Below are 22,831 nucleotides of genomic sequence, written 5' to 3'. Positions count from 1 at the left end.
TGCAGGAACTTGGGAGAACACCGATGGCCACCTTTACGCAACCGGAGCTCAAGAAGGGCCCTCTCGATGGGGTGACCGTGCTCGATTTTTCTCGGGTGCTCGCCGGGCCCTATTGCACCATGGTGCTGGCCGACCTGGGGGCTCGCGTCATCAAGGTCGAGAAGATCGGTACCGGCGACGATACCCGCGAGTTCGGGCCCTTCGTCGAGGGCGAGAGCGCGTACTTCAGCTGCTTCAACCGCAACAAGGAAAGCATCGTCCTGGATATCAAGTCGCCCCGCGACCGCGAGTTGCTGGAGCGGCTGCTGGACGAATCCGATGTGCTGGTCGAAAACTTCCGCCCCGGCGTGATGGATCGCCTGGGCTACGGCCCCGAACGCCTGGCCAGGACGCACCCTCACCTGATCTATTCCTCGATCTCGGGCTTCGGTCATACCGGTCCCTTCAGCGAGCTGCCCGGCTACGACATGGTGGTACAGGCCATGGGCGGGATCATGAGCCTGACGGGATGGCCCGACGGCGAACCGTCGCGGGTGGGGACCAGCTTCGGCGACCTGAGCGCGGCACTCTTCGCGGCGGTGGGCATCATCGCGTCGCTCTATAGCCGGACCAAGGACGCCCAGGGCACCCGCGTCGATATCGGCATGCTCGATTGCCAGGCGGCGCTGATGGAAACCGCCCTGGCGCGCTATGACATCGAGGGCAAGGTGCCTAACCGAACCGGCGATTGCCACCCCTCACTGGCGCCCTTCGAGAGCTTCAATGCCAAGGACGGCAAGCTCGTCATCGCCGCCGGCAACGATACCCTCTTCCTGTTGATGGCCGATGCCATCGGCGCGGCAAGACTCGCCTTCGATCCCCGTTTCATCAGCAACGACCTGCGCTGCCAGAACCGCCCTGAGCTGGTCGCCGAGATGGAAAAGATCCTGCGACAGCAGCCCGTCCAGCACTGGGTGGATCTGCTCAACGAGGAGGGGGTGCCCTGTTCACCGATCAACACCATCGACAAGCTGTTCGATCACCCGCAGTTGAAGGCCCGCAACATGATCGTCCAGGTCCAGGGCAAGGACGGCAAGCCCTTCCGGACGGGAGGCAACCCGATCAAGCTGACCGGGCGCGAGGACTTCGATAGTGATGTCCCATCCAAGGCACCGGGTCTCGGGCAACATCGCGAAGCCATCCTGGCCGAACTGATGGCGCGTCACGGTTCGTACCATCTGCCAACACCGTCGGAAGGGCAGGACGAGGCCTCCGGAACATCCGACACGGAGATGTCCCTTCAGGACTTTCGTCCCGCCACATCCCAGCCACCAGCGCCGACTCACTCGAGTGGCGAGCACAAGCCGAAGAGCGTGCAAGAACCCGCAAGAAAGGATCGCAGCCAGCCGTCTCGTGGAAGGCGACAACCCAGCCTGACCAAGTAACGTGATGCATGACGAAGGGGGCAAGGTCTGCTCATAACGCACTCCTGACGGCTGACAGAGAGTGTCATGTCCGCTCGTCAGCGGCACATCGGGTGGGCCTCCTTCGAGTTTGTATATAAGTCAAAGTCTGTTCTAGCCACGGGCTAACAGCCAAGTAGACCGCCAAGAACAAATAGGAGTGGGAAGATGGATAAAAAAGTGGAAGCGAAAACGCAACATGTCGAGTCCTCCTCTTCTGATGAGTCGAATAACAATGCTCCCGAGATGATCGTCGTGGAGCGACGCGAGCGGGTCGGGCTCATCATCCTGAACCGGCCGAAGAGCCTGAATGCGCTCAATCGGCAATTGGCGGAAGAGACACTCGCGGTACTGCGCGAGCTGGATGCCGACCCGGGCATCGGCGCGATCGTCATCACCGGCAACCCCAGGGCCTTCGCCGCCGGCGCCGATATCGAGGAGATGGCCGAGAAGTCCTTCACCGACTTCTACATGGACGACTTCCTGTCGCCCTGGGACCAGGTGCGCCAGATCTCCAAGCCGATCATCGCCGCGGTCGGAGGCTTTGCACTGGGCGGTGGCTGTGAACTGGCCCTGCTGTGCGACTTTATCATCGCCTCGGACGACGCCCAGTTCGGCCAGCCGGAGATCAAGTTGGGCATCCTGCCCGGTATCGGGGGCTCCCAGCGCCTGGCCCGCTCGGTCGGCAAGGCGATGGCCATGGATATGGTGCTGACCGGACGCAACATCGGGGCCCAGGAAGCCAAGGAGATCGGTCTGGTGGCCCGGGTGGTGCCCAAGGACGAGCTGATGCAGAACGCGCTCGAGGCGGCCCATACCATCGCCGGCTACAACGCGCCGGCCGTCAAGATGGCCAAGTCCGCCGTCAATGCCGCCTTCGAGACCCCACTCGACGAAGGCCTTCGCCGGGAGCGCCTGCTCTTCCAGGCGGCCTTCGCGACCGAGGGGCAGAAGGAGGGCATGAACGCCTTCGTCAAGAAACGCGCCCCGGTCTTTCGTCATCGTTAGGGTATAAAGACGTCTTTAAAAGCACCTTGAAGAACAATTTCAACAATCAAGAGGTAAATCACATGAGCACGCCAAGCAAGTCAGGCGATAGCCTGGACTTCAGGGTCTTTCTTCCCTCGGTCTTCGTCATCATTGGGCTGGTGGTTCCGTTGATCATCTTCCCGGAGTCAGGGGCTGCCCTGGTCAATGCTGCCTTCGCTTTTGCGACCGGACAGTTTGGATGGCTGTATATGATCGCCGGGTTGAGTGTCGTCCTGTTTCTGATCGGTCTGGCGCTGAGCCGGTATGGAAATGTGCGTTTGGGTGGCCCTGACGATAAACCAGAGTTTTCGTATTTCAGCTGGGTGGCGATGATCTTCGCCGGCGGGATCGGTATCGCCATTGTCAACTGGGCATGGGTGGAACCGATTTACTACTTCACGGGTCCACCCTTCGGTGTCGAGCCCGCGAGTGATGCCGCAGCAGAGTGGGCGCTTACCTACGGTCAGTTTCATTGGGGCTTCACGCCCTGGGCGTTCTATTGCCTGCCCGCGATTCCCATCGCCTATTCGATGTATGTCCACAACCGTCCCGGTGTCAGGCTCTCTGTCGCCTCGCGTGGTGTCCTGGGTCATCATGCCGACCGGTGGATAGGATCCATCCTCGATGCGGTCGTCGTCTTTGGCATCGTGGGTGGTGTGGGGACCTCGCTGGGTCTGGCGGTTCCGCTGGTCTCACAGCTTGCCAGTGGGCTGCTCGGCATCGAACCATCTTTCATGCTCGACGTCGGCGTCTTGCTGATCTGGACCGCGATCTTCTCGGCCAGCGTATGGTTCGGTTTGGCCAAGGGGATTCGTATCCTTTCCGATATCAACGTCTGGCTGGCCATCTTCCTGCTCGCGTTTACCTTCCTGGCGGGGGACTCGCTGTTCATGGTCGAAGGATGGGTGAACAGTCTTGGCAACATGACGTCTCATTTCGTGGAAATGAGCCTCTGGACCGATCCGGTCGGCGATTCGAGCTTCTGGCAGGACTGGACGGTATTCTACTGGGCATGGTGGATCGCCTACGCGCCCATGATGGGGTTGTTCGTGGCACGCATCTCTCGTGGTCGAACCATTCGTGAACTCATTATCGCGGAGATGGTGTTTGGTGCACTCGGGTGCTGGGTGTTCTTTGCCATCTGGGGCGGCTATGCGCTCGATCTTCAGATCAGTGGTGCACTGGATGTGGCAGGTATTCTCGATGAGGGCGGCATTCCGGCAGCCGTCGAGGCCATTCTCAATACGCTGCCTCTGTCCGAGGTGGTCACTGGCGTGTTCATCCTGCTCTGCTTCATCTTCCTGGCCACTACCCTGGACAGCTCTGCCTATGTCCTGGCCTCGGTAACGTCCAGAAAACTTTCCGGTTATCAGGAGCCTAAGCGCTCCATTCGCTTGACCTGGGCCTTTTTGATCGCGGGGGTGGGGGTTGCCCTGATCCAGCTGGGCGGACTCAAGGCCGTCCAGACGTCGACCATCGTGGTGGCCCTCCCCATGATTCCGGTGCTAGGCATTCTGGTCTGGTCATTGATCCGCTGGCTGCGGCAGGACTTCGCCAAGAAGGTGCTGGAGCCGCATCTCGTCATCGAAGACCACCGAAACTAATTGATCATGTCAGGAGGCTGAAAAGCCTCCTTTAGATCCAATAAAGCAATATCGGCGTGATAAGGAACCCCAAGATGGCGTTGAATCCCAATTCCAATCTGCCTTTGAAAGACGTCAAGGTCATCGACTTTGGACAGTTTATTGCCGGTCCGGCGGTGGCCATGATCTTGGCGGATCTGGGCGCCACTGTCGTCCATGTCGATCCTCCAGGTGGACCTATCTGGAAATCTCCCGCCAATGCGACCCTCAATCGTAATAAATTGAGCGTATCGATCGACCTCAAGCAGGAGGAGGGGCTGGAGCAGGCACTGGCGCTGATCGAAGAAGCCGATATCGTCATCGAGAGTTTCCGTCCCGGTGTGATGTCGCGTCTCGGTATCGACTTCACGGCCCTGCGACAGGATCGTCCCGAATTGATCACGCTGTCGATTCCTGGCTTCGCCTCCAACGATCAGCTGAGGCGTGACTGGCACGCCTTCGAAAGCGTTATCGCGGCCAATTCCGGTGTATTCACGGACATGGGCCTCAATCGGGTGTTGATGGGGGTCAATCCGTCATTCTCGCCACTGCCACTGGGCTCTGCCTACGGCACCATGCTGGCGGCATCTTCGGTCGTGCTGGCGCTGCAGGGGCGTGAGCGCACGGGGCTCGGGGATGAAATCGAAGTCCCCCTGGTCTGTGCGTTGATGGAAGGGCTGACCTACAACTCGATCAAGATCGATGACCTGCCGGAGCGCTACAAGACCCAGCGTGAGAAAGAAATTGAGCGGCGGCGTATCGAAGGCCTGCCCATGAACCTCAGCTACGATGAACTCCAGGAACTGCTGGATCCCTTTTATCGTAGCTACAAGTGCAAGGATGGCCGCATGTTTTATGTGGTGTGTCCGAGCCATAATCAGCATGCCAAGCGCTGCCTGAAGGTGCTTGGCATCTACGATGAGCTTGTCGCCGAGGGCATGAACGAGGAACCGGATACCTACCGGCCGACCAGCGAATGGGCCTCCGACATGTCGCTGGGCGTCTATCCCCTGCCCAAGCACTGGGCCGATCACATCGCCGCCCGCATGAAAGAGGTCTTCATGACCCGGACCTCGAAGGAGTGGGAGAAGATCTTCGGCCGCGGAAAGTTTCCCGGTGCCCCCCAGCGCTGGCTGCAGGAGTGGATTCACGACGACCACGCCGAGACGGCTGGGTTGATGGTCGAAGTGGACGACCCGGAGTTTGGCGTCATGACACAACCCGGTCCGATGGTATGGCTGCAGAGCAGTGGTACGGAGATGCTGTCGCCTACGCCACGCCGATGGGTGGGCTTTCAGGATGCACTGAACGCACTGCTCAGCATCGAGACCAAGCTGCCGCGGGTACGCGCCAGGAATGCCCGTGATGGCTGGTTGGAAGGAGTGCGTGTTCTCGACCTGTGCAACGTGATCGCCGGGCCGCATTCCGTGGCTTATCTGGCTCGCTTCGGGGCGGAAATCATCAAGATCGATCCGGCCAAACCCTTCTATGACTGCTGGAATACCGTCATCTTCGGGCTATCGCACATGCGTTCCAAGCGATCCGTGCTGACCGATATCACCCAGCCGCGAGGACGGGAGATCCTAGAGGAACTCATCCGCCAGAGCGATGTGGTGGTCTGGAATGCGACCGACAAGCAGGTGGGACGCATGGGGCTGACCGAAGAGGGAATGAAGCGCCTGAACCCCCAGGCCATCTTCTGTCAGATGGACTGCTTCAGCGGTGTACTGCCGGGGCCACGGACCAATTACCTCGGTTACGACGACCTGGTGCAGGCGACGACGGGCATCATGCTGCGCTTCGGTGGCAGCATGGACACGCCGGAAGAGCATGCCCATGTCGGTACCATCGATGTCATGTGCGGCTTCGGGGCCTCGCTCGGTATTGCCACGGCACTGTATCAAAAGCTCAAGACCGGCAAGGTCGATCGCGTAAAGACCTCGCTATCTGCCCTGAGCGGTCTGGCACAGCTGCCGTTCTGCTACGACTATGAGCGTCGTGGGCTATTCGACGAGCCGGCGGGTCGGGAGGTCAATGGTTACGATGACCTGTCGCGTTTCTATTCCGCTTCTGATGGGATCCTGCTGATCAGTGCCTATGAGTATGACCTGCCAAAATTCGCTCAAGTCGAGGGCCTTGAAGGCCTTGAGGAGGTGCCGCCAAGCGAGCGCGCCGCTTTCCTGGCGCCACGCTTTCTGACCATGCGCGCTCTCGACTGGGTAGAACGCCTGCAGGCGGCCGACATCGCTGCCGCAGTCTGTGAGAACCTCGAGACGCTGCGCTCCTACAATGCGCATCCGGCAGACGACACTACGGGGATTGACCGGGGAAGCTACTCCTTCTCTGTCTATGAGGATCATCCCAGCGGGCATGTGATCACCCAGCTCGATCCCTATGCGATCCGACCCAAGCGGGGCAGGATCTACCCGCTGGCGCCATCCGAAAAGTATGGAGCCTCTACCCGGAGCGTGCTCGAGGAGCTAGGGCACTCGACCGAAGAGATCGATCGCTTGATCGAGGAGGGTGTCGTGTCGGAGAGCTGGAGCCGTGAGTACCTTCCGACCTGACGGTTGCGAGGCCTTTCTTCGGGATAATTGGTGTTATGCATGAAGGCTGTAGGGTCCGGAACCGGTTCACTATTTCTGGCGTCGAGGCCCACTGGATGCTCGACATGCGGGACATGTATTTTTAATTTTCATTAATAGCAGCCAGACTCCTGGTTGCACACGGAGGAAATGATGCCCTTTGTTACCATCAACGTGCTCAAGGGAAAGTCGAAAGCCTATACCCAGGCGATTGCCGATGAGGTCAATGCGGCGGTGATCGACACCATGGGGTTTCCCGAAGACGATCGCTATCAGGTGATTCATGAGTGTGATCCCGAACATCTTCAGCTCCAGACGCGCGATACGGACCGCGTGATGATGCATCTGGTGATGCGGGGAGGCCAACCCGATCATGCCAAGAAAGCGTTCTATGCCAGGGTGGTGGAATCCCTGGCTCGCAATCCCGGTGTCGATCCCGGCAACGTGATGATCACCATCACCGAGAATCGTGATATCGATTGGTCGTTCCGGGGGGGAGTGGCGCAGTTCTGTCCGCAGTGAGGCGAACAGGATGCGCAAAAGGCCCGCTCAATGCGGGCCTTTTGCTTTCCTGGGCGCTTCGTGCCCGGGAAGAGAGTCGTGAAGCCGCTCTCTCTTGGGCACAGGCCCCGGTAGGGGGCCGACAGGATGCACTATCCGCTCTTGCGGGCGGATAGTGCATGAAGGCTTCAGCCTTGTTCAGCCTCGGCCAAGCGACGGCGCTGCTGCCAGCGCGCGTGCGCCTCTTCGGAGTAGGTGCGCGACGGCGTTCTCTCCATGCCGGCGCCGGCCGTGCCCAGGCTGACCAGGCGCAGCAGAGAGGCCGTGGCCAGGATGACGATCAGAAGCGCCGGGAACCCCCCCAGGTTCGAGAGCATCTTGATGCCATCGACCCCGACGAAGCTGGTCATGATCCAGGCCACGGCGCCGATGGTGGTACCCCACAGCACCTTGAGCGGCAGTCGACCCGCGGCATTGTCATCATCACCGTCGCCCGCCAAGGCCGTTTGACTGTCGTTGCTGCACAGCTGACTGATCGCTTCGGTGTTGGAGTCGGCGGCGGTCACGTAGGACAGGAAGGCGATCGCCAGGAAAGCCGCGGCGCTGAGACCGCCCAAGGGAAGTTCGTCGAGGAGCGCGTAGACCATGGCGCCCGGACCATTTTCCTGCAGCAGGGCATACATGCCGCCGTCGCCCGTCAGATCCAGGTGCAGCATGCTGCCGCTGGTGACCGAGACATAGGCAATGGCAAACAGGGCGGGCGCGACCAGGTTGATCAGCATGAACTGACGCACGGTATAGCCCCGTGAAATACGGCCGAGGAAGAGCGCCGTGATCGGGGCCCACGCCATCCAGTTGGCCCAATAGAAGATGCTCCAGCTCTTTGGCCAGGGATCATCGGCCAGGGCGCCGGTGAACAGGCTCTTTTCCAGAAATTGTCCGACATAGGCGCCACTGGACTCCACGCCATAGCCGAGGATGTCACGGGTCGGTCCAAACAGGAAGATGAAGGCCATGAAGACGAAGAAGGCCCGCGCGTTGAGGGCGGAGAGCGTGGCGATGCCGCGTTGGAGCCCGCTGGCGGCCGAGGCCGTGAACAGCGTGACGATCGCCAGCGTCACGACGCCCAGGGCAAGTGGTCCCGTGCCGGTGCCCAGGAAGCGGTCGACGCCGCCGGCCAGCGTCATGACGCCGGTGCCCAGCGATGAGGCCATCCCGCAGACCAGCGCAAACAGGGCCAGGGCGTCCAGCAGGCGTCCCGGGCGTCCGATGAGGCGGTCACCCAGGATCGGTGTGAACAAGGAGCCCAGCGAGAACGGCTTGCCCATGTTGTAGTGGGCGATGGCGAACATGACCGCCGGCACGGTGTAGATGGCGTAGGGGGTGAAGGACCAGTGCAGGAACATGGTCGACAGGGAGAAGCGGGCCGCATCCAGGCTGTTGGCCGTGATATCGAGCGATGCCGGAGGGGAATGCAGATGATAGAGCGGCTCGGCGGTGGACCAGAACATGATGCCCACCGCCACCGTGGTGCACAGGGTGATCGAGAACCAGCGCCAGGCCGAGAGCATGGGCCGGGCGTGTTCACCGCCGATGCGGGTGCGCCCCAGCGGGGACAGGAAGACGATCAGGCAGGTAATCACCATGGCCAGCGAGGTCAGGGAAAAGAGCCAGCCGACATTCTCGAGAATGGCGGTGTTGAGCCTTCCCGTCACGGCGAGGAAGCCTTGCAGGTCGATGATGCTGGCAGCGACCGCCAGCATCAGAAGAATAAAGGGTGGCCAGAAGACCAGCGGTCGCATCCGATGGAACATAGCGACTCCTTTTGTTGTAGGTGAATGCAGGGCGAGGGGCAGGGAGGCCCCTGGCCGGTTGTCCTCCGGCACCATCGGGTGACGCCGGAGGACAGGCACGTCAGCCGTCGATGGCAGATCATGGGGATGAGCCGCTTCGACGACGCTCGGGCACTATTGGTAGGTGGCCTGGCTGGCACGGGTGGCGGCCAGGCGCTCCTCGTCCAACTCAAGGCCGAGGCCAGGCGACTCCGACAGGGTCAACCAGCCCTCGCCATCTGCCAGCAAGGGAGTGGTGAGCGGGAAGTCGCGCTTCTCGGGCGTCCATTCGGGCGGGTCGAAGGGATATTCCAGATAGGGGGCGCCGTCCGGGCCGATGGCGCCGGCGGTCAGGTGCAGGTTGGCGATCACGCCGATGCCGTTACCCCAGGTATGCGGCGTGAACAGCTTGCCGGCGTCGACGACCTCGCGGGCCAGCCGTGCCAGGCCCAGCATGCCCACCGAACAGACGGCATCGGGCTGGTAGACGTCGAGACAGCCCTGGCGCAGCATTTCCCGGAACTCGTAGGGCTCACGGGTCATCTCGCCGCCGGCGATGCGCAGCGACGTTGCCTCGGCCAGTTTTGCCATGCCGGCATAGTCGCCCCGATACAGCGGCTCCTCCATCCAGTAGACCCGCTGGCGCTCGAGTTCCCGCGCCACCTCCAGCGCCTGGTCGAACTGCCAGGGCGTCTTGACGTCCCAGGGCATCCGCCAGCCCTGGTTGCAGTCGACCATCAGTTCCAGGTCGTCGCCGACGGCGCGGCGCACGGCGCCGAGCACGGCCAGGTCATCCTCCAGGCGGGGGCGACCGAAGCGCAGCTTCAAGGCCGGGATGCCGGACGCACGGACCTGCTCGGCCAGGGCCACCACTTCCTCGAGCGGGCGGTGGGTGCCGCTGGACGCATAGGCCCGCAGGCGGTTGGACACGCCGCCCATCAGGCGCCAGACCGGGGTCTCGAGGATCTTGCCGGCGAGGTCCCACAGGGCGACCTCGAGCGGCCAGCACCGCCCGGCATGAAAGCCGATGTTGTCGATCACGCCGGCATGACGCTCCAGGTCCAGCGGGTCTTCGCCGATGAACAGATGACGAAAGTCGTCGAAGCCGTACATGACATCGCCGGATCCGATCCCTTCGCGTCCCTCGCTGTCGATCACCCGCACCAGGGTGGCCGGGAAGCGGCGGCGCGGCTGGCTGTCCCAGGCGGCGGGGAAGGGCGGGTCGAGCTCACACTGGTGGTGGCTGATCTCGATACGGGCGATGCGACTCGGCTGCCCCGGCGCCGTGAAGAGGGGGGCACGCTCGTCGTTCAATGCGTCTGTCATACCATCGTCTCCGCTTCTGTCGTGGTTGAGATGTCCTGCAGGCGTTGCCGACGGCGCTCGAAGGTGGCCACGGTCAACTCGGCCAGCGGCTGCCAGTCGTCCGGCTCCGGGATGCGGGCGGCATTGCTGGCCATCGGGGCGTTTTCCTCGGCCTGCATCACCTCGGCCAGCGCCGTGGCGTTCATTTCCAGATCCACGAAGGGCGTCAGTGCCTGATCGAAGCCGCTGGCATCGGCCAGCGCGGTGAACAGTTCAGGGAGTTCCTGCGCCTCACTGCCCGGCATCAGGGCATGGGCACCGGCGGCGAAGACGGCTTCATGGCCCTCGATGGACCAGGCGAGCGTGGCCTCGACGGCGAGCGCCACGGCCACGCCATGGGGCAGGTGATAGAGGCTGCCGAGGGCATGGCCGATGTTGTGCGCGATACCGGTGCCGCCATTGTCGATGGCCATTCCGGCCAGGCAGGCGGCCTCCTGCATCTGCTGGCGAGCCTCGAGATTCGCCGGGGCATGCACCGCCTCCGGCAGCGCCGCCCCGATCAAGCGAATCGCGGCCAGCGCCTGGCTCTCGATCAGCCGATGGCGGTTGCGGCCGGTGGTGGCTTCCAGCGCATGCACGAAGGCATCCAGCCCCGTGGCCGCGGTCAAGGCAGCCGGAAGCGAGCGCGTGAGTTCGGGATCGAGCAGCACGGCCTCGGGCAGCAGCTCGTCGCCCCATGCCCACAGCTTGCGACCGGCGTCGTCGGCCAGGATCGAGGTCCGGGTGACCTCGCTGCCGGTGCCCGAGGTGGTCGGGACCATCACCGCCGGCGCCTTGCCGACCCAGGGGCTGCGGCCCAGCAGATAGGTCTCCATTTTCCCGGGGCTGGCGGCCAGCGCGGCCACCAGCTTGGCGATGTCCAGCGCGGTGCCGCCGCCGATGCCGAGCACCAGGGGGGCGTCGAGCTCACGCACCACCTGCGCCGCCTGGTCGACGGTGGCCACGCTGGGCTCCCCGGCGGGGGCGATGAAGCGGATGACCTCGGCATCCTTTTCCAGTTCGGCCACATAGGGGGCCAGCATGCCGCTGGCCTCGAGTCCGGCATCGGTGATCAGCAGATAGCGCGCGGCACCCTGTTGCCGACGCAGTTCCGGCAGGCGGGCCATGCAACCCGGGCCTGCGATGACGGGGGCCTGGCGACCGTTCTCGTAGTCTTGTTGCATGCGGCGCTCCTCAGATCTCGATCCAGGTGGTCTTGAGCTCGGTGTACTTGTCGAAGGCATGCATCGACTTGTCGCGACCCTGTCCCGACTGCTTGAAGCCGCCGAAGGGCGCATTGATGGAGGTGTGGTCGTAGCAGTTGACCCAGACGGTGCCGGCCCTCAGCGACCGGGCGGCACGATGACCGTCGCTCAGGTGGTCGGTCCAGATGGCCGCGCCGAGGCCATAGTCGGTGTCATTGGCGAGGGCGATGGCCTCGTCCAGTTCATCGACGGTGAGTACCACCAGCACCGGGCCGAAGATCTCCTCGCGGGCGACGCGCATGTCGTTGCTGACCTCGTCCAGCACCGCCGGCGTGAGGTAGTAGCCACCGCTCTCGCGGTGCACCCGCTCGCCGCCGAAGCGCAGCCTGGCGCCCTCGCGCTGGCCTTCGGCCAGGTAGTGCTGGACCTTTTCCAGCTGGGGCTCCTCGATCATGGCGCCGATCTGGTTGTCGGGGTCGAGGGGATCGCCGGGGGCGAGCTTCTGCGCCCAGGCTTCCAGGCGCTCCAGCAGGGCCTCCTTGATCTGGCGATCGACGATCAGCCGGGTCCCGGCATGGCAGGTCTGGCCCTGGTTGTACCAGACGCCATAGGCCACATACATGGCGATCTTGTCCAGGTCCTCGACGTCTCGAGTGACGATGTGGGGGCTCTTGCCGCCACACTCGAGGCCGATCCGCTTCATGTTGGATTCCGCCGAATAGGCCAGGAAGCGCTTGCCGATCTCGGTGGAACCGGTGAAGCCCACCGCATCGATGTCCATGTGCCGGCCGAGGGCTTCGCCGGCCTCGTGGCCCAGGCCGGTGATCACCTGGAAGGCGCCGTCGGGAATGCCTGCCTCACTGGCCAGCGCGGCAACCCGCAGGGTGGCGAGGCTGGATTGTTCGGCGGGCTTGAGGATCAGCGAGTTGCCGGCGCCCAGGGCGGGACCGATCTTCCAGCCGGCGATGATCAGGGGATAGTTCCAGGGCACCACGGCGGCGACCACGCCGACCGGCTCACGGTCGATCATGCAGACGCTGGATGGCCCGTTGGGGGCGGTTTCGCCGTAGAGCTTGTCGAGGGCTTCGGCGTAGTAGCGCAGGCCACCGACCAGCCCCGGTACATCGACGCTGGTGGTCTGGGAGATCGGCTTGCCCGTTTCCAGGGTCTCGAGCAGGGCGATCTCGTCCGCGTGGTGCTCGATCAACTGCGCCCAGGCCAGCATCCTGGCCTTGCGCTCGGCCGGCGGCAGGTCGCGCCAGGTGCCGGCATTGAACGTCGCGCGGGCGTGGGCGACGGCGCGGTCGACGTCCTCGGCCTGGCAGGCGGCGACACGGGTGAGGGTCTCGCCGGTGGCCGGGTTGTCGGCCGTGAAGGTGGCACCACCGGCGGCATCGCAGAACTCGCCGCCCAGATAGGCCTGGTGGGGCAGGGTCAGGGTGTTGGCGAGGTGTTGCCAATCGGTCAAGGAGCGCTCGCTCATCGTGTCGTTCTCCCTAGGATATGGACGGATGAGGCATCCTAGGGGCGTGCCCGACGGCGAAACAAACGACCTTTATGCAGCGATATCATTCATAAAAGTCATGGGTAGTGCGTTATTCTACTCTCTTACTCGATAAAAATTGCCACTTCACGACTTTTTCTAGGGGGAGCCATGCAGCGAGCCTTGCCACCTCTCAATGCGCTCAAGGCCTTCGAGGCCGCCGCCCAGTGCCTGAGCTTCACCCAGGCGGCGGCGCGCCTGTGCGTGACGCAGAGTGCCGTGAGCCGTCAGGTGAAGTTGCTGGAGGAGCAGCTGGGGGTCGTCCTGTTCGATCGTCGCGGAGGCCAGCTGAAGCTGACCGCCGCCGGGCATCAATTATTGCCGGTGCTGCGCCAATCCTTCGACCGCATCGCCTGGACCGTGGGAGGGCTGGCCGATCAGCAGACGCTGTCGCGACTGAGCCTCAACGTGCCCCCGACCTTCGCCAGTCGCTGGCTGGTGCCGAGACTGGGCCGCCTCAAGGCGCTGCATCCCTCGCTCGAACTGTCGATCACGACTCGCTTCGAGGATGAGCTCCTGGAGCGCAATGAACTGGACGGGGCGATTCGCTTCGGCGCCGGCGAGTGGTCGGATATCGATGCCGAGCTGCTGCTCCAGGAAACGCATGTGGCGGTCTGCGCGCCCCACCTGCTCGAGGGGCGGCGCGGCAGCGAAGTGGATCTGACCCGACACACCCTGCTGCATGTGCTGCGTGACGATAACCGCTTCCATACCTGGGAGCACTGGCTGCAGGCGGCGGGCATCGACGGTGTGGAGACGAGCGGAGGCATGGCCTTCGACGTGCTGGAGCTGGCCATTCAGGCGGCCATCAACGGGGTCGGGGTCACGGTGGCCGATCGGCACATGATCGGTCGCGAGCTGAGGCGTGGGGATCTGGTGCAGCTACTGGATGTGGAGGTCACCGGCCATCAGTCCTACTGGCTGGTGACGCGCCATGAGCAGCAGGAATCCACCAACATGGCGCTGTTTCGTCGCTGGCTGCGGCAGGAGATCCACGACCCGCCGTCCGGGTTTTCCGACCACGATTGATGGCGCAAGCGGGCCATCAGGGGTCGCCGCGGCCGAGATCGGCAGCCGAATCCTCAACGGTGAGTAGCTCCCGGATCAGCTCAATCAGATCGTCGCCGGCGGGATGCTGGAAGCTCGGCGAGCGATGCAGTTCCAGCTGTGCCGGCGGCAAGGCGGGGAGGCCGTCGGCCTCGTCGAGCACCTGCCAGTCGGCCGGCAGGGTGCGGCGGTCGGCGACGGTCACGGCGTTGCGCTGGTTGATGGCCATGCGCAGTCCGGTCGGGCTTTGGCTGGTGTATTGCAGCGACCACTGGCGACCCTGGCGAGTCAGGCTGTCGAGGGCGCGTTGGCGGTAGGGGCAGTGATCCGGAAACAGCGCCAGGGGAAGCGGTGACCCTGCGTCATGGTGGAAGTCACGATGCGCGGCCCAGACCAGAGACTCGGTGCCCAGGACGTCGCCGTTGCCATGATTGGCATGGCGCACCGTCAGCGCCAGGTCGAGTTCTCCGCTTTCCAGCGCCTCGATCAGCTCGCTGGACATTCGACAGTGGATATGGGGCCGGATGCGCGGGTGTCGCTGGGCGAAGCGATCCAACAGGCGTGGTAGCCAGGCCTCGGCGTAATTCTCGGGCAGGCCGAAACGAATCACTCCCTCCCGGTCGCCATGGCCGAGTGCGCTGATGGCCTCGCGCTGAAGCTGCAGCAGACGACGCGCATAGACCAGGAAGATCTCGCCGTCGGGGGTCAGGCACAGCTGCCGGCTGGTGCGTTGCAGCAATGGCGTGCCCACACGCGCCTCCAGGGTCCGGATGCGCTGGCTGATGGTCGATTGCGTCTTGTGCAGCTGGCGGGCCGCGGCCGTGAAACCTTCGTTCTCGATCACCGCCACGAAGGCGCTGAGCAGCTCGGTGTCGAGGATCGGCAGGGTCTGGCCATCGGCTTTGTCGATGGAATTCATCGGAACGAATCGTTTCCTCGATGGTTTGATATTCCTCACTATGCCGCTGAATCCAAGGCGAGGCCAGCCTCGACTGGTCGACCCCTTACCCCGTGACCCCGGAGGACCCCGATGCTCACCGCACAGCAATTGGCCGATGCCGAACGACATGACCTGACCGATCTGGTCGATAGCGAACGTTATCCCCTCGAGCGTCCCGATGATCCCGCCCTGTTATCCGTCATCGCCCAGGCGCGTGCCGACCTGGATCGCGAGGGCTGTGCGGTGCTGCGCGGCTTCATGCGCCAGGATCGTCTGGCGCAGATGCGCGAGGAGTGTCAGGAACTGGCCGAGAAGAGTTTCTACAACACCCGTGAGGTCAACGCCTACTTCACCGCCGATGATCCGTCGCTCCCCGAGCAGGATCCCCGCCGCCTGTTCATGACCCGGACCAGTGGCTTCGTGACCCGCGACATGATCACCGCCGACCGCATCATGCAGCGACTCTACGTGTCACCGGGCATGAAGTCCCTGGTGGCTCGCTGCCTCGGCGAGGAGCAGGTCTACGAATATGCCGACCCCTATGCCGGGCTGGTGCTCAATGTCCTGCCGGAAGGCACCGAACAGCCGTGGCATTACGACACTAACGAATTCATCGTCACCATGATGACCCAGGCACCCGAGGCCGGGGGCAGCTTCGAGTACTGCCCGGACATCCGGACGCCGCAGGATGAAAACTATGCCGGCGTCGGGGCGGTGATTCGCGAGGAGGACCGCGAGAACGTGCGTCGGCTGGACCTGCAGCCCGGGGATCTCCAGCTGTTCAAGGGGCGCTTCAGCCTGCATCGCGTGACTCGCGTCGAGGGGGCCACCCCGAGGTTGACGGCAATCTTCGCCTACTCCCAGTCACCGGGTGTGGTCGGCCGGCTCGAGCGCACGCGTCAGCTGTATGGCCGGGTGTCGGAGCTGCACATCCAGGCCGAGCAGGACCGCGCCGAACGTGTCGACGGCCTGCTCGACTGATCCTTCCCCCCTACGAATCGCTTTGGAGCACCGCTGATGAACATGGATCTGGACGCACTGGGCATCCTGGCCCCTACCCATCGCCCCGAAGACTGCGAGCCCACGCGAGAGGAGATCCCGCAGATTCTCCGCGACCGGCTGGGGCGCGTGAGGGCACAGCTCAAGGCGCGCGACATCTCCGCCGCCGTGCTGTTCGACCCGGCACACGTGCGCTATGCCACCGGCTCGCGCAACATGCAGGTCTACAGTTCCCGCAACCCGGCGCGTTATGCCTTCGTGCCGGCCGAGGGGCCGGTGGTGCTGTTCGAGTTTTCCGGGTGTGAGCACCTGGCCTCTCATCTTCCCACCATCGACGAGATCCGGCCGGCCAAGGCCATCTCGTACTACTTCAATGAACGAAACACCCATGCGGTGACGGAGGCCTGGGCCGACGAAATCGATGATCTGATCCAGCGTCAGTGCGGTGGCGGCGGCAAGGTGGCGCTGGAGAGTGCCACCTCCCAGGCGGCCTTCGCCCTCAAGGAGCGCGGCTACCGGGTGCTGGATGCCCAGGAACCGCTCGAACAGGCGCGCGCCTACAAGGTGCCCAACGAGATCAAGATGATCCGCTCCTCATTGCGCGCGGTCGAGGAGGGGGTGCGGCAACTGGAAGCGTCCATCCGCCCCGGGGTGACCGAGAATGAAGCCTGGTCGAAGCTGCACCAGCACATCATCGCCACCGATGCGGACTTCGTCGAGACTCGCCTGATGAACTCGGGGCCCAGGACCAATCCCTGGTTCCAGGAGTGCTCCGATCGCCGCATTCAGGCAGGGGAGCTGGTGGCGCTGGATACCGACGTGGTCGGGCGCTATGGCTACTATGCCGATTTCTCGCGCACCTTCCTCTGCGGTCGAGATCAACCGACTCAGGCGCAGAAGGATCTGTATCGCATGGCGTATGATCAGATTCGGACCAACATGGCCAACCTCAAGCCGGGGGTCAGCTTCAAGGAGTACGCCGAGCGTGCCTGGCAGATTCCTTCCGCCTACAAGTCACGCCGCTACTTCGCCCTGGCGCATGGCGTCGGCATGAACGGGGAATACCCCTATATCGTGCATCGCGAGGATATCGACGATAAGGGATACGACGGCATCATCGCGCCGGGCATGACGCTTTGCGTCGAGAGTTTCATCGGCCATGAGGCGGGCGGCGAAGGAGTGAAGCTCGAGGAGCAGCTCTATATCCGGGAAGACGGCCAGGTGGAGCTGTTATCGGATTATCCCTTTGATGCTCGTCTGCTGGGATAATGGCTCAAGGCGTGAGCCACCGCCATGGTGCATTCTCTTGACTCATGCAGGGTATGAGAAATGCGTCAAATGGATGGGCCCAGTCTCATGCTAGTCTTGGCCCATTGCGATTCCAACCATCAGATGAAGGAGACGGCATGAAGAAGCTTTCCGCGACTCTCTTGGCGCTCGGTGTCATGTCAGCCGGCACGGTGTCCGCTGCCAGCGACAAGTCACTGACGATTGGTACCAATAACTGGGCCGAAAATATCGCCGTCGCCAACATGTGGAAGATCCTCCTCGAGGAAGAGCATGGCTACGACGTCGAGTTGTCGGATGTCGGCAAGAGTGTGCTCTATAGTGGCCTCGCCAGCGGAGACTTCGATCTTTCTCTTGAGATCTGGCTGCCGACCACGGATGCGCCGTTCCTGGAGCCTTATCGTGACAGGATCGATGTGCATGATGTCTGGTATGAGGGAACCGGCCTCGGCTTGGTCGTGCCCGCCTTCGCCGACATCGACAGTATCCCCGAGCTACAGCAGCAGGCAGAGGACTATCAGTACCAGGGGCGCCCGGCCATTCTTGGCATCGACTCGGGATCCTCGATCGCAGGCCTGACGGAGGATGCCATCGAGGCATACGAGCTGCCCGTGAATCAGGTGAACAGCTCCGGGCCGGCGATGATGGCAGCGCTGGACAGCGCCTATCGTCGTGATGAGCCGATCGTTGTGACGCTGTGGAGCCCGCACTGGGCATTCGCCGAGTATGATCTCAAGTACCTGGAGGATCCCGAGGGCATCTATGGCGATGAGGAGGACATTTACTGGATGGCGCGTCCCGGATTGGACGAAGAGGATCCCTGGCTGACCTCTGTGCTCAATGCGTGGAAGATGGATGATGATAGCCTTGGCTCCTTGATGGCCCGGATCGAAGAGGTAGGCGATCCAGCCGAAGGGGCAAAGGGGTGGATCGAAGATCATCGTGCTCTGATTGACGAGTGGTTCGCCAGCGCGTCGTCCTAGGCGATCGTCGTCACGATCTCATTCTCTCGTAACGAGCCGGATGATAAGCATCATCCGGCTCGATTCGTTTGTGCCGCTCGGCCTCACTCAGGAGGCATAGGCACCGGCGGAATAGGTCAGCTCGTAGCTATGGCTGTAGATCTCGAGGATGTTGCCGAACGGGTCTTCCATGTAGACCATGCGGTACGGCTTCTCGCCGGGGAAGTACTCGCGAACCGGCATGCGCTGCTTGCCGCCGGCGGCGACGATACGCTCGGCCAGGCCTTCCACGTCCGGGTCCTGGACACAGAAATGGAAGACACCGGTCTTCCAGTACTCGAAATTGTTCTCCGGGTCTTCCTGGCCCTGGAATTCGAACAGTTCGACGCCCACCCGGTCGCCCGTGGACATGTGGGCGATGCGGAAGGATCCCCAGCCCGGACCGAAGACGTCGGAGCACATGACGCCGATGGCCGAGTCGTCCTCGACGATAGTGGTGGGTTCCATGATGACGTACCAGCCGAGGACCTCGGTATAGAACTTGAGGGCGGCTTCGACATCGGGGACCGAAATGCCGATGTGGGAAAAGGTGCGGGGATAGGCCTGACTCATGATGACGTCTCCTGCTGTTGGGCGAATGTCAGTGAACGCCTTGCATGCTAGGCCTCGGCGATCATAATCAAAACCACCATGACGTTATGATCACGATAAGAGATGCTTATGCTACAGCCGAAGTGGCTGCGCACCTTCGAGGCCCTGGTAGAGCTCGGCAACTTCACCCGGGCCGCCGAACGCCTGGACCTGACCCAGGCGGCCGTCAGCCAGCACATCAAGCACCTGGAGAGCCGGCTCGGGCCGCTGCTGCTGCGTCAGTCGCGCAAGCTGGAGCTGACCCCCGCGGGGCATGCGCTACTCGATTATCGCCGGGAGATGCAGGCCGCCGAGCAGCGCCTCGAGCAGCGTCTGGCCGGCGATGATGCCAGCCGGGGTGAGCTGTCGCTGATCACCCCGGGCAGTATCGGGCTGGCCATCTACCCCCACCTGCTGGCGCTGCAGCGCCAGGCGCCGGGGCTATCCATCCGCCACCGCTTCGCGCCGACGGCGGAGGTGATCGATGCCGTGCTGGAAAACCGCGCGGAGCTGGGGCTGGCTTCCCAGCGGCCGGAGGACCCGCGTCTCGCCGTGTCGCTGTTCGCCCGGGAGGCCCTGGAGCTGGTGGTGCCGGCGGAGGCCGACGTCGAGGGCTGGGAGGACCTGGCACGAATCGGTTTCATCGACCACCCGGACGGCCACCATATGGCCACCCGCCTGCTGAGCCGCCGTTTCCCGGGTAATCCCGGCGTGCGTCATCTGCCTTGTCGCGGCTTTACGAACCAGATAGGCCTGATCCTTGCGCCGGTGGCACAGGGGCTCGGGTTCAGTGTGCTGCCTCGCTTCGCGCGTGAGGCCTTTGCGGCCCCCGAGGCGATTCGTGTCGTGGAGGGATCGCCGGAGGTGGTGGATGACCTGTGGCTGCTGCATCGTGCCGAGTGGCCACTCTCCGCTCGTGCCGAGCGTGCCCTCGAGTGGCTCGATGCCCGGGTTGTAAACCCCCGATCCACGTAGGGGCAGCTGGGGCCCAGCCTACCGGGCGCAACACGCCGTGGGGCATGATCACGCCCGGGTGTCGCGCAGGCGTCGCGCCCGGCGTCCGGCGCTCTTCAATGACGCATCGCATCCATCAGGCGATCCATGAGGGTGCGCCGCAGCGTGAGCGTTCGGCACGGTATCGTCGCAGCATGCCCCCGTATTTTGATAACTATTTGATTCTTAGGCTTTCCCAGCTTTGTGGTCTAGGCGTTGCTAATGGGTGGGTGTCGGCGGTCGTCCCTGCGTCGCAGCATAACGACCGGCCCGACGAGTGAGCTGGCGTGCTCCAACTGGCCTCCCTTCGGGGAGGCTTTTTTTGTGCTTGTTCGGTCTCCGGGGCGCGCCGAGTGGAAGGGCTGGCGTGGATAAGAGCCGAGCCCTGCTCACCGAAACCCCATCGATGTCGGACGCTGTCATTTCCGATCTGATGAGCGAGGTGTGAAGCCACGGATGGCACGGTAAGATCATGTCGACACGCGGGCAGACCTGGAGCAGTGGTGGCGATACGGCAGGGATTCATCCTGACCCGACATTGGCAGGAGACGTCCGAAGGCCCCCAGGGCGAGTTCTGGCTGGCCACCGATGAGGGGCCTCTGCGAGTACGCGTGCCGCCGCGGCCGTCGGTCGCCTTCCTGCCGGCGGAGCAGCGAGGGCGCGCGGATCGAGTGCTGCACGGCGAGCCCGGGGTCGAACTGCGCTCCCTCGCGCTGCGCGACTTTCATCGGCGCCCCGTGCTGGGGCTCTACTGTCGGCAGCATCAGCGGCTGACGGCCCTGGAAAGACGCCTGAAGCACGCCGGCGTGGAGGTCTACGAGGCCGATATCCGGCCGCCGGAGCGCTATCTGATGGAGCGCTTCATCACCGCACCGGTGAGCGTCGAGGGGGAGCCCGACGGCGCGGGCGGCCTGATGGCGACGCGGCTCAGGCCGGCGCGGGACTATCGTCCGCGACTCAAGGTGGTGTCGCTGGACATCGAGACCAGCGGGAGCGGCGAGCTGTATTCCATTGCCCTGGAAAGCGGGCAGGAACGCCGGGTACTGATGCTGGGGCCGCCCAACGGGGCGGCCGAGGGGCTCGATTTCGACCTCGAGTACTGCGATAGCCGCTCGGCCCTGCTGGAGCGGCTCAACCGATGGTTCGCCGAGCACGACCCGGATGCCATCATCGGCTGGAATCTCGTGCAGTTCGACCTGCGCATCCTCCACGAACATGCGCGGCGGCTCGGCGTTGCCCTGCGCCTGGGGCGCGGCGGCGCCGTGATGGAGTGGCGTGCCCAGGGCCATCAGGCCCATCGCTTCGTCGCCTCGGCGGCGGGGCGGCTGATCATCGACGGCATCGAGGCGCTGCGCTCGGCCACCTGGCACTTCGCTTCCTTTTCCCTGGAACACGTGGCCCAGGCCCTGCTCGGCGAGGGCAAGGCCATCGACAACCCCTACCAGCGGCTGGATGACATCCTGCGCATGTTCGCCGAGGACAAGCCGGCGCTGGCACGCTACAACCTCAAGGACTGCGAGCTGGTGACGCGGATCTTCGCCGAGACCGAACTGCTCGACTTCCTGCTGGAGCGGGCCACGGTCACCGGGCTGTCCGCCGACCGCAGCGGCGGGTCGGTGGCGGCCTTCACCCATCTCTACCTGCCGCGCCTGCACCGCCTGGGGTTCGTGGCGCCGAATCTCGGCGAGGCAGAGGCCGCCGAGAGCCCCGGCGGCTTCGTCATGGATTCACGCCCCGGCCTCTACGACTCGGTGCTGGTGCTGGACTTCAAGAGCCTGTATCCCTCGATCATCCGCAGCTTCCTGATCGACCCGGCGGGCCTGGTGGAGGGGCTCGCCGATCCCTCGGACGCGGCCTCGGTGCCGGGGTTTCGCGGGGCCCGCTTCTCGCGGTCGCAGCACGCACTGCCGGCGATCGTGGCGCGGGTCTGGGAGGGGCGCGAGGCCGCCAAGCGCGCAGGCAACGCGCCGCTCTCCCAGGCGTTGAAGATCATCATGAACAGCTTCTATGGCGTGCTGGGATCGAAGGGCTGTCGCTTCTTCGATGCGCGCCTGGCCTCGTCGATCACCATGCGCGGGCACGAGATCATGCGACGCACGCGCGAGCTGATCGAGGCCGAAGGCTATACCGTCATCTACGGCGACACCGACTCCACCTTCGTGTGGCTCGGTCGCGAGCATCCCGAACGGCAGGCGGAGGCCATCGGCCGGCGCCTGGTGGAACACGTCAATGCCTGGTGGCGTGACCACCTGGCCCGGGAATATGGCCTCGCGAGCGCGCTGGAGCTGCAGTTCGAGACCCATTACCGACGCTTTCTGATGCCGACCATTCGCGGTGCCGAAGCGGGCAGCAAGAAACGCTATGCCGGGCTGGTGCGCGACGCGTCCGGGGGCGAGCGGATGGTCTTCAAGGGGCTGGAGAGCGTGCGCAGCGACTGGACGGACCTGGCCAAGGACTTCCAGCAGGAGCTCTATCGGCGCATCTTCAACGGCGACCCCTATCGGGATTTCGTCCGCGACTATGTGCGCCGCACCCTGGCCGGCGACTTCGATGATCGACTGGTCTATCGCAAGCGGCTGCGTCGTTCCCTGGCCGACTATCAGCGCAACGTGCCGCCCCATGTGCGGGCGGCGCGGCTCGCCGACGAGGCCAGCGAACGGCTCGGCCGGCCACGCCGGTATCAGCACGGCGGATGGATTCGCTACGTGATGACGGTGGCGGGGCCGGAGCCTCTGGAACAGCAGTGTTCGGCCATCGACACCGATCACTACCTGACCCGTCAGCTGCAGCCGGTGGCGGATGCCATCCTGCCGTTCGTGGGAGACGATTTCGCGACCCTGATCGACCGTCAGCTCGGGCTGTTCTGAGCC

At 63.8% G+C, this 22,831-nt stretch carries 17 protein-coding genes; 11 read left to right on the top strand and 6 right to left on the bottom strand.

Annotation, left to right across the window (positions count from 1 at the left end):
- The first annotated feature begins 23 nt into the window (after positions 1 to 23).
- The 5 genes from ACGTNF_RS05195 (at position 24) to ACGTNF_RS05175 (ending at position 7,200) form a co-directional block, all read left to right on the top strand.
- Positions 24 to 1,424, top strand: coding sequence for a CaiB/BaiF CoA transferase family protein (locus ACGTNF_RS05195; RefSeq protein ID WP_394600737.1), 1,401 nt, complete (start codon positions 24 to 26; stop codon positions 1,422 to 1,424).
- Positions 1,425 to 1,610: 186 nt separating this feature from the next.
- Entirely contained in the window at positions 1,611 to 2,450 is an 840-nt protein-coding gene (locus ACGTNF_RS05190) for an enoyl-CoA hydratase (protein WP_394600735.1), read from the top strand.
- Between the two features lie 62 nt (positions 2,451 to 2,512).
- The gene (locus ACGTNF_RS05185) at positions 2,513 to 4,075 is read left to right on the top strand and encodes a BCCT family transporter (protein ID WP_394600734.1); all 1,563 of its coding nucleotides are present in this window, start codon (positions 2,513 to 2,515) and stop codon (positions 4,073 to 4,075) included.
- A gap of 74 nt (positions 4,076 to 4,149) precedes the next feature.
- Positions 4,150 to 6,660 carry a CoA transferase gene (locus tag ACGTNF_RS05180; RefSeq protein WP_394600732.1) on the top strand — a complete coding sequence of 837 codons (2,511 nt, stop codon included), beginning with the start codon at positions 4,150 to 4,152 and terminating at the stop codon, positions 6,658 to 6,660.
- Between the two features lie 171 nt (positions 6,661 to 6,831).
- Positions 6,832 to 7,200 (top strand): tautomerase family protein, encoded by a 369-nt coding sequence (locus ACGTNF_RS05175; RefSeq protein WP_394600731.1) that lies wholly within the window; start codon positions 6,832 to 6,834, stop codon positions 7,198 to 7,200.
- A gap of 167 nt (positions 7,201 to 7,367) precedes the next feature.
- Here the strand turns inward: ACGTNF_RS05175 and ACGTNF_RS05170 are convergent, their stop codons facing one another.
- The 4 genes from ACGTNF_RS05170 to ACGTNF_RS05155 all read right to left on the bottom strand — a co-directional run bounded on the left by ACGTNF_RS05170 (position 7,368) and on the right by ACGTNF_RS05155 (position 13,028).
- Positions 7,368 to 8,993, bottom strand: a complete 1,626-nt coding sequence (locus ACGTNF_RS05170; protein ID WP_394600730.1) for a BCCT family transporter — start codon at positions 8,991 to 8,993, stop codon at positions 7,368 to 7,370.
- Positions 8,994 to 9,146: 153 nt separating this feature from the next.
- Entirely contained in the window at positions 9,147 to 10,337 is a 1,191-nt protein-coding gene (locus tag ACGTNF_RS05165) for a mandelate racemase/muconate lactonizing enzyme family protein (RefSeq protein ID WP_394600728.1), read from the bottom strand.
- A complete protein-coding gene (locus ACGTNF_RS05160; RefSeq protein ID WP_016855404.1) occupies positions 10,334 to 11,539 on the bottom strand; it encodes an iron-containing alcohol dehydrogenase in 1,206 nt (401 codons plus the stop codon). Before ACGTNF_RS05160 ends, ACGTNF_RS05165 begins: the two co-directional genes overlap by 4 nt.
- 10 nt (positions 11,540 to 11,549) lie before the next feature.
- Positions 11,550 to 13,028, bottom strand: coding sequence for an aldehyde dehydrogenase (locus ACGTNF_RS05155; RefSeq protein ID WP_394600727.1), 1,479 nt, complete (start codon positions 13,026 to 13,028; stop codon positions 11,550 to 11,552).
- A 186-nt stretch (positions 13,029 to 13,214) separates the two neighbouring features.
- Here ACGTNF_RS05155 and ACGTNF_RS05150 point away from each other — a divergent pair, with 186 nt between their 5' ends.
- Positions 13,215 to 14,132, top strand: coding sequence for a LysR substrate-binding domain-containing protein (locus tag ACGTNF_RS05150; protein ID WP_394600726.1), 918 nt, complete (start codon positions 13,215 to 13,217; stop codon positions 14,130 to 14,132).
- Positions 14,133 to 14,148: 16 nt separating this feature from the next.
- Here ACGTNF_RS05150 and ACGTNF_RS05145 read toward each other — a convergent pair whose 3' ends face one another.
- Positions 14,149 to 15,069, bottom strand: coding sequence for a LysR substrate-binding domain-containing protein (locus ACGTNF_RS05145; RefSeq protein ID WP_394600725.1), 921 nt, complete (start codon positions 15,067 to 15,069; stop codon positions 14,149 to 14,151).
- A 111-nt stretch (positions 15,070 to 15,180) separates the two neighbouring features.
- On the opposite strand from ACGTNF_RS05145, the gene ACGTNF_RS05140 reads away from it, so the two are divergent.
- The 3 genes from ACGTNF_RS05140 to ACGTNF_RS05130 all read left to right on the top strand — a co-directional run bounded on the left by ACGTNF_RS05140 (position 15,181) and on the right by ACGTNF_RS05130 (position 18,359).
- A complete protein-coding gene (locus tag ACGTNF_RS05140; protein WP_394600724.1) occupies positions 15,181 to 16,071 on the top strand; it encodes a HalD/BesD family halogenase in 891 nt (296 codons plus the stop codon).
- A gap of 36 nt (positions 16,072 to 16,107) precedes the next feature.
- On the top strand, positions 16,108 to 17,358 hold the full coding sequence (locus tag ACGTNF_RS05135) for a M24 family metallopeptidase (protein WP_394600723.1): 1,251 nt from the start codon (positions 16,108 to 16,110) through the stop codon (positions 17,356 to 17,358).
- Between the two features lie 137 nt (positions 17,359 to 17,495).
- The gene (locus tag ACGTNF_RS05130) at positions 17,496 to 18,359 is read left to right on the top strand and encodes a glycine betaine ABC transporter substrate-binding protein (RefSeq protein WP_394600722.1); all 864 of its coding nucleotides are present in this window, start codon (positions 17,496 to 17,498) and stop codon (positions 18,357 to 18,359) included.
- Between the two features lie 87 nt (positions 18,360 to 18,446).
- Here the strand turns inward: ACGTNF_RS05130 and ACGTNF_RS05125 are convergent, their stop codons facing one another.
- Positions 18,447 to 18,950 carry a lactoylglutathione lyase family protein gene (locus ACGTNF_RS05125; RefSeq protein WP_016855397.1) on the bottom strand — a complete coding sequence of 168 codons (504 nt, stop codon included), beginning with the start codon at positions 18,948 to 18,950 and terminating at the stop codon, positions 18,447 to 18,449.
- Positions 18,951 to 19,058: 108 nt separating this feature from the next.
- On the opposite strand from ACGTNF_RS05125, the gene ACGTNF_RS05120 reads away from it, so the two are divergent.
- Positions 19,059 to 19,943 carry a LysR family transcriptional regulator gene (locus tag ACGTNF_RS05120; protein ID WP_394600721.1) on the top strand — a complete coding sequence of 295 codons (885 nt, stop codon included), beginning with the start codon at positions 19,059 to 19,061 and terminating at the stop codon, positions 19,941 to 19,943.
- Between the two features lie 521 nt (positions 19,944 to 20,464).
- On the top strand, positions 20,465 to 22,828 hold the full coding sequence (locus ACGTNF_RS05115; protein ID WP_394600718.1) for a DNA polymerase II: 2,364 nt from the start codon (positions 20,465 to 20,467) through the stop codon (positions 22,826 to 22,828).
- Positions 22,829 to 22,831: the final 3 nt, after the last annotated feature.

It is taken from the genome of Halomonas sp. B23F22_10 (assembly GCF_043496975.1).
In the GTDB taxonomy this organism is placed as follows: Bacteria; Pseudomonadota; Gammaproteobacteria; order Pseudomonadales; family Halomonadaceae; genus Halomonas; species Halomonas smyrnensis.
This window is presented reverse-complemented; position numbering and strand designations above follow the sequence as displayed.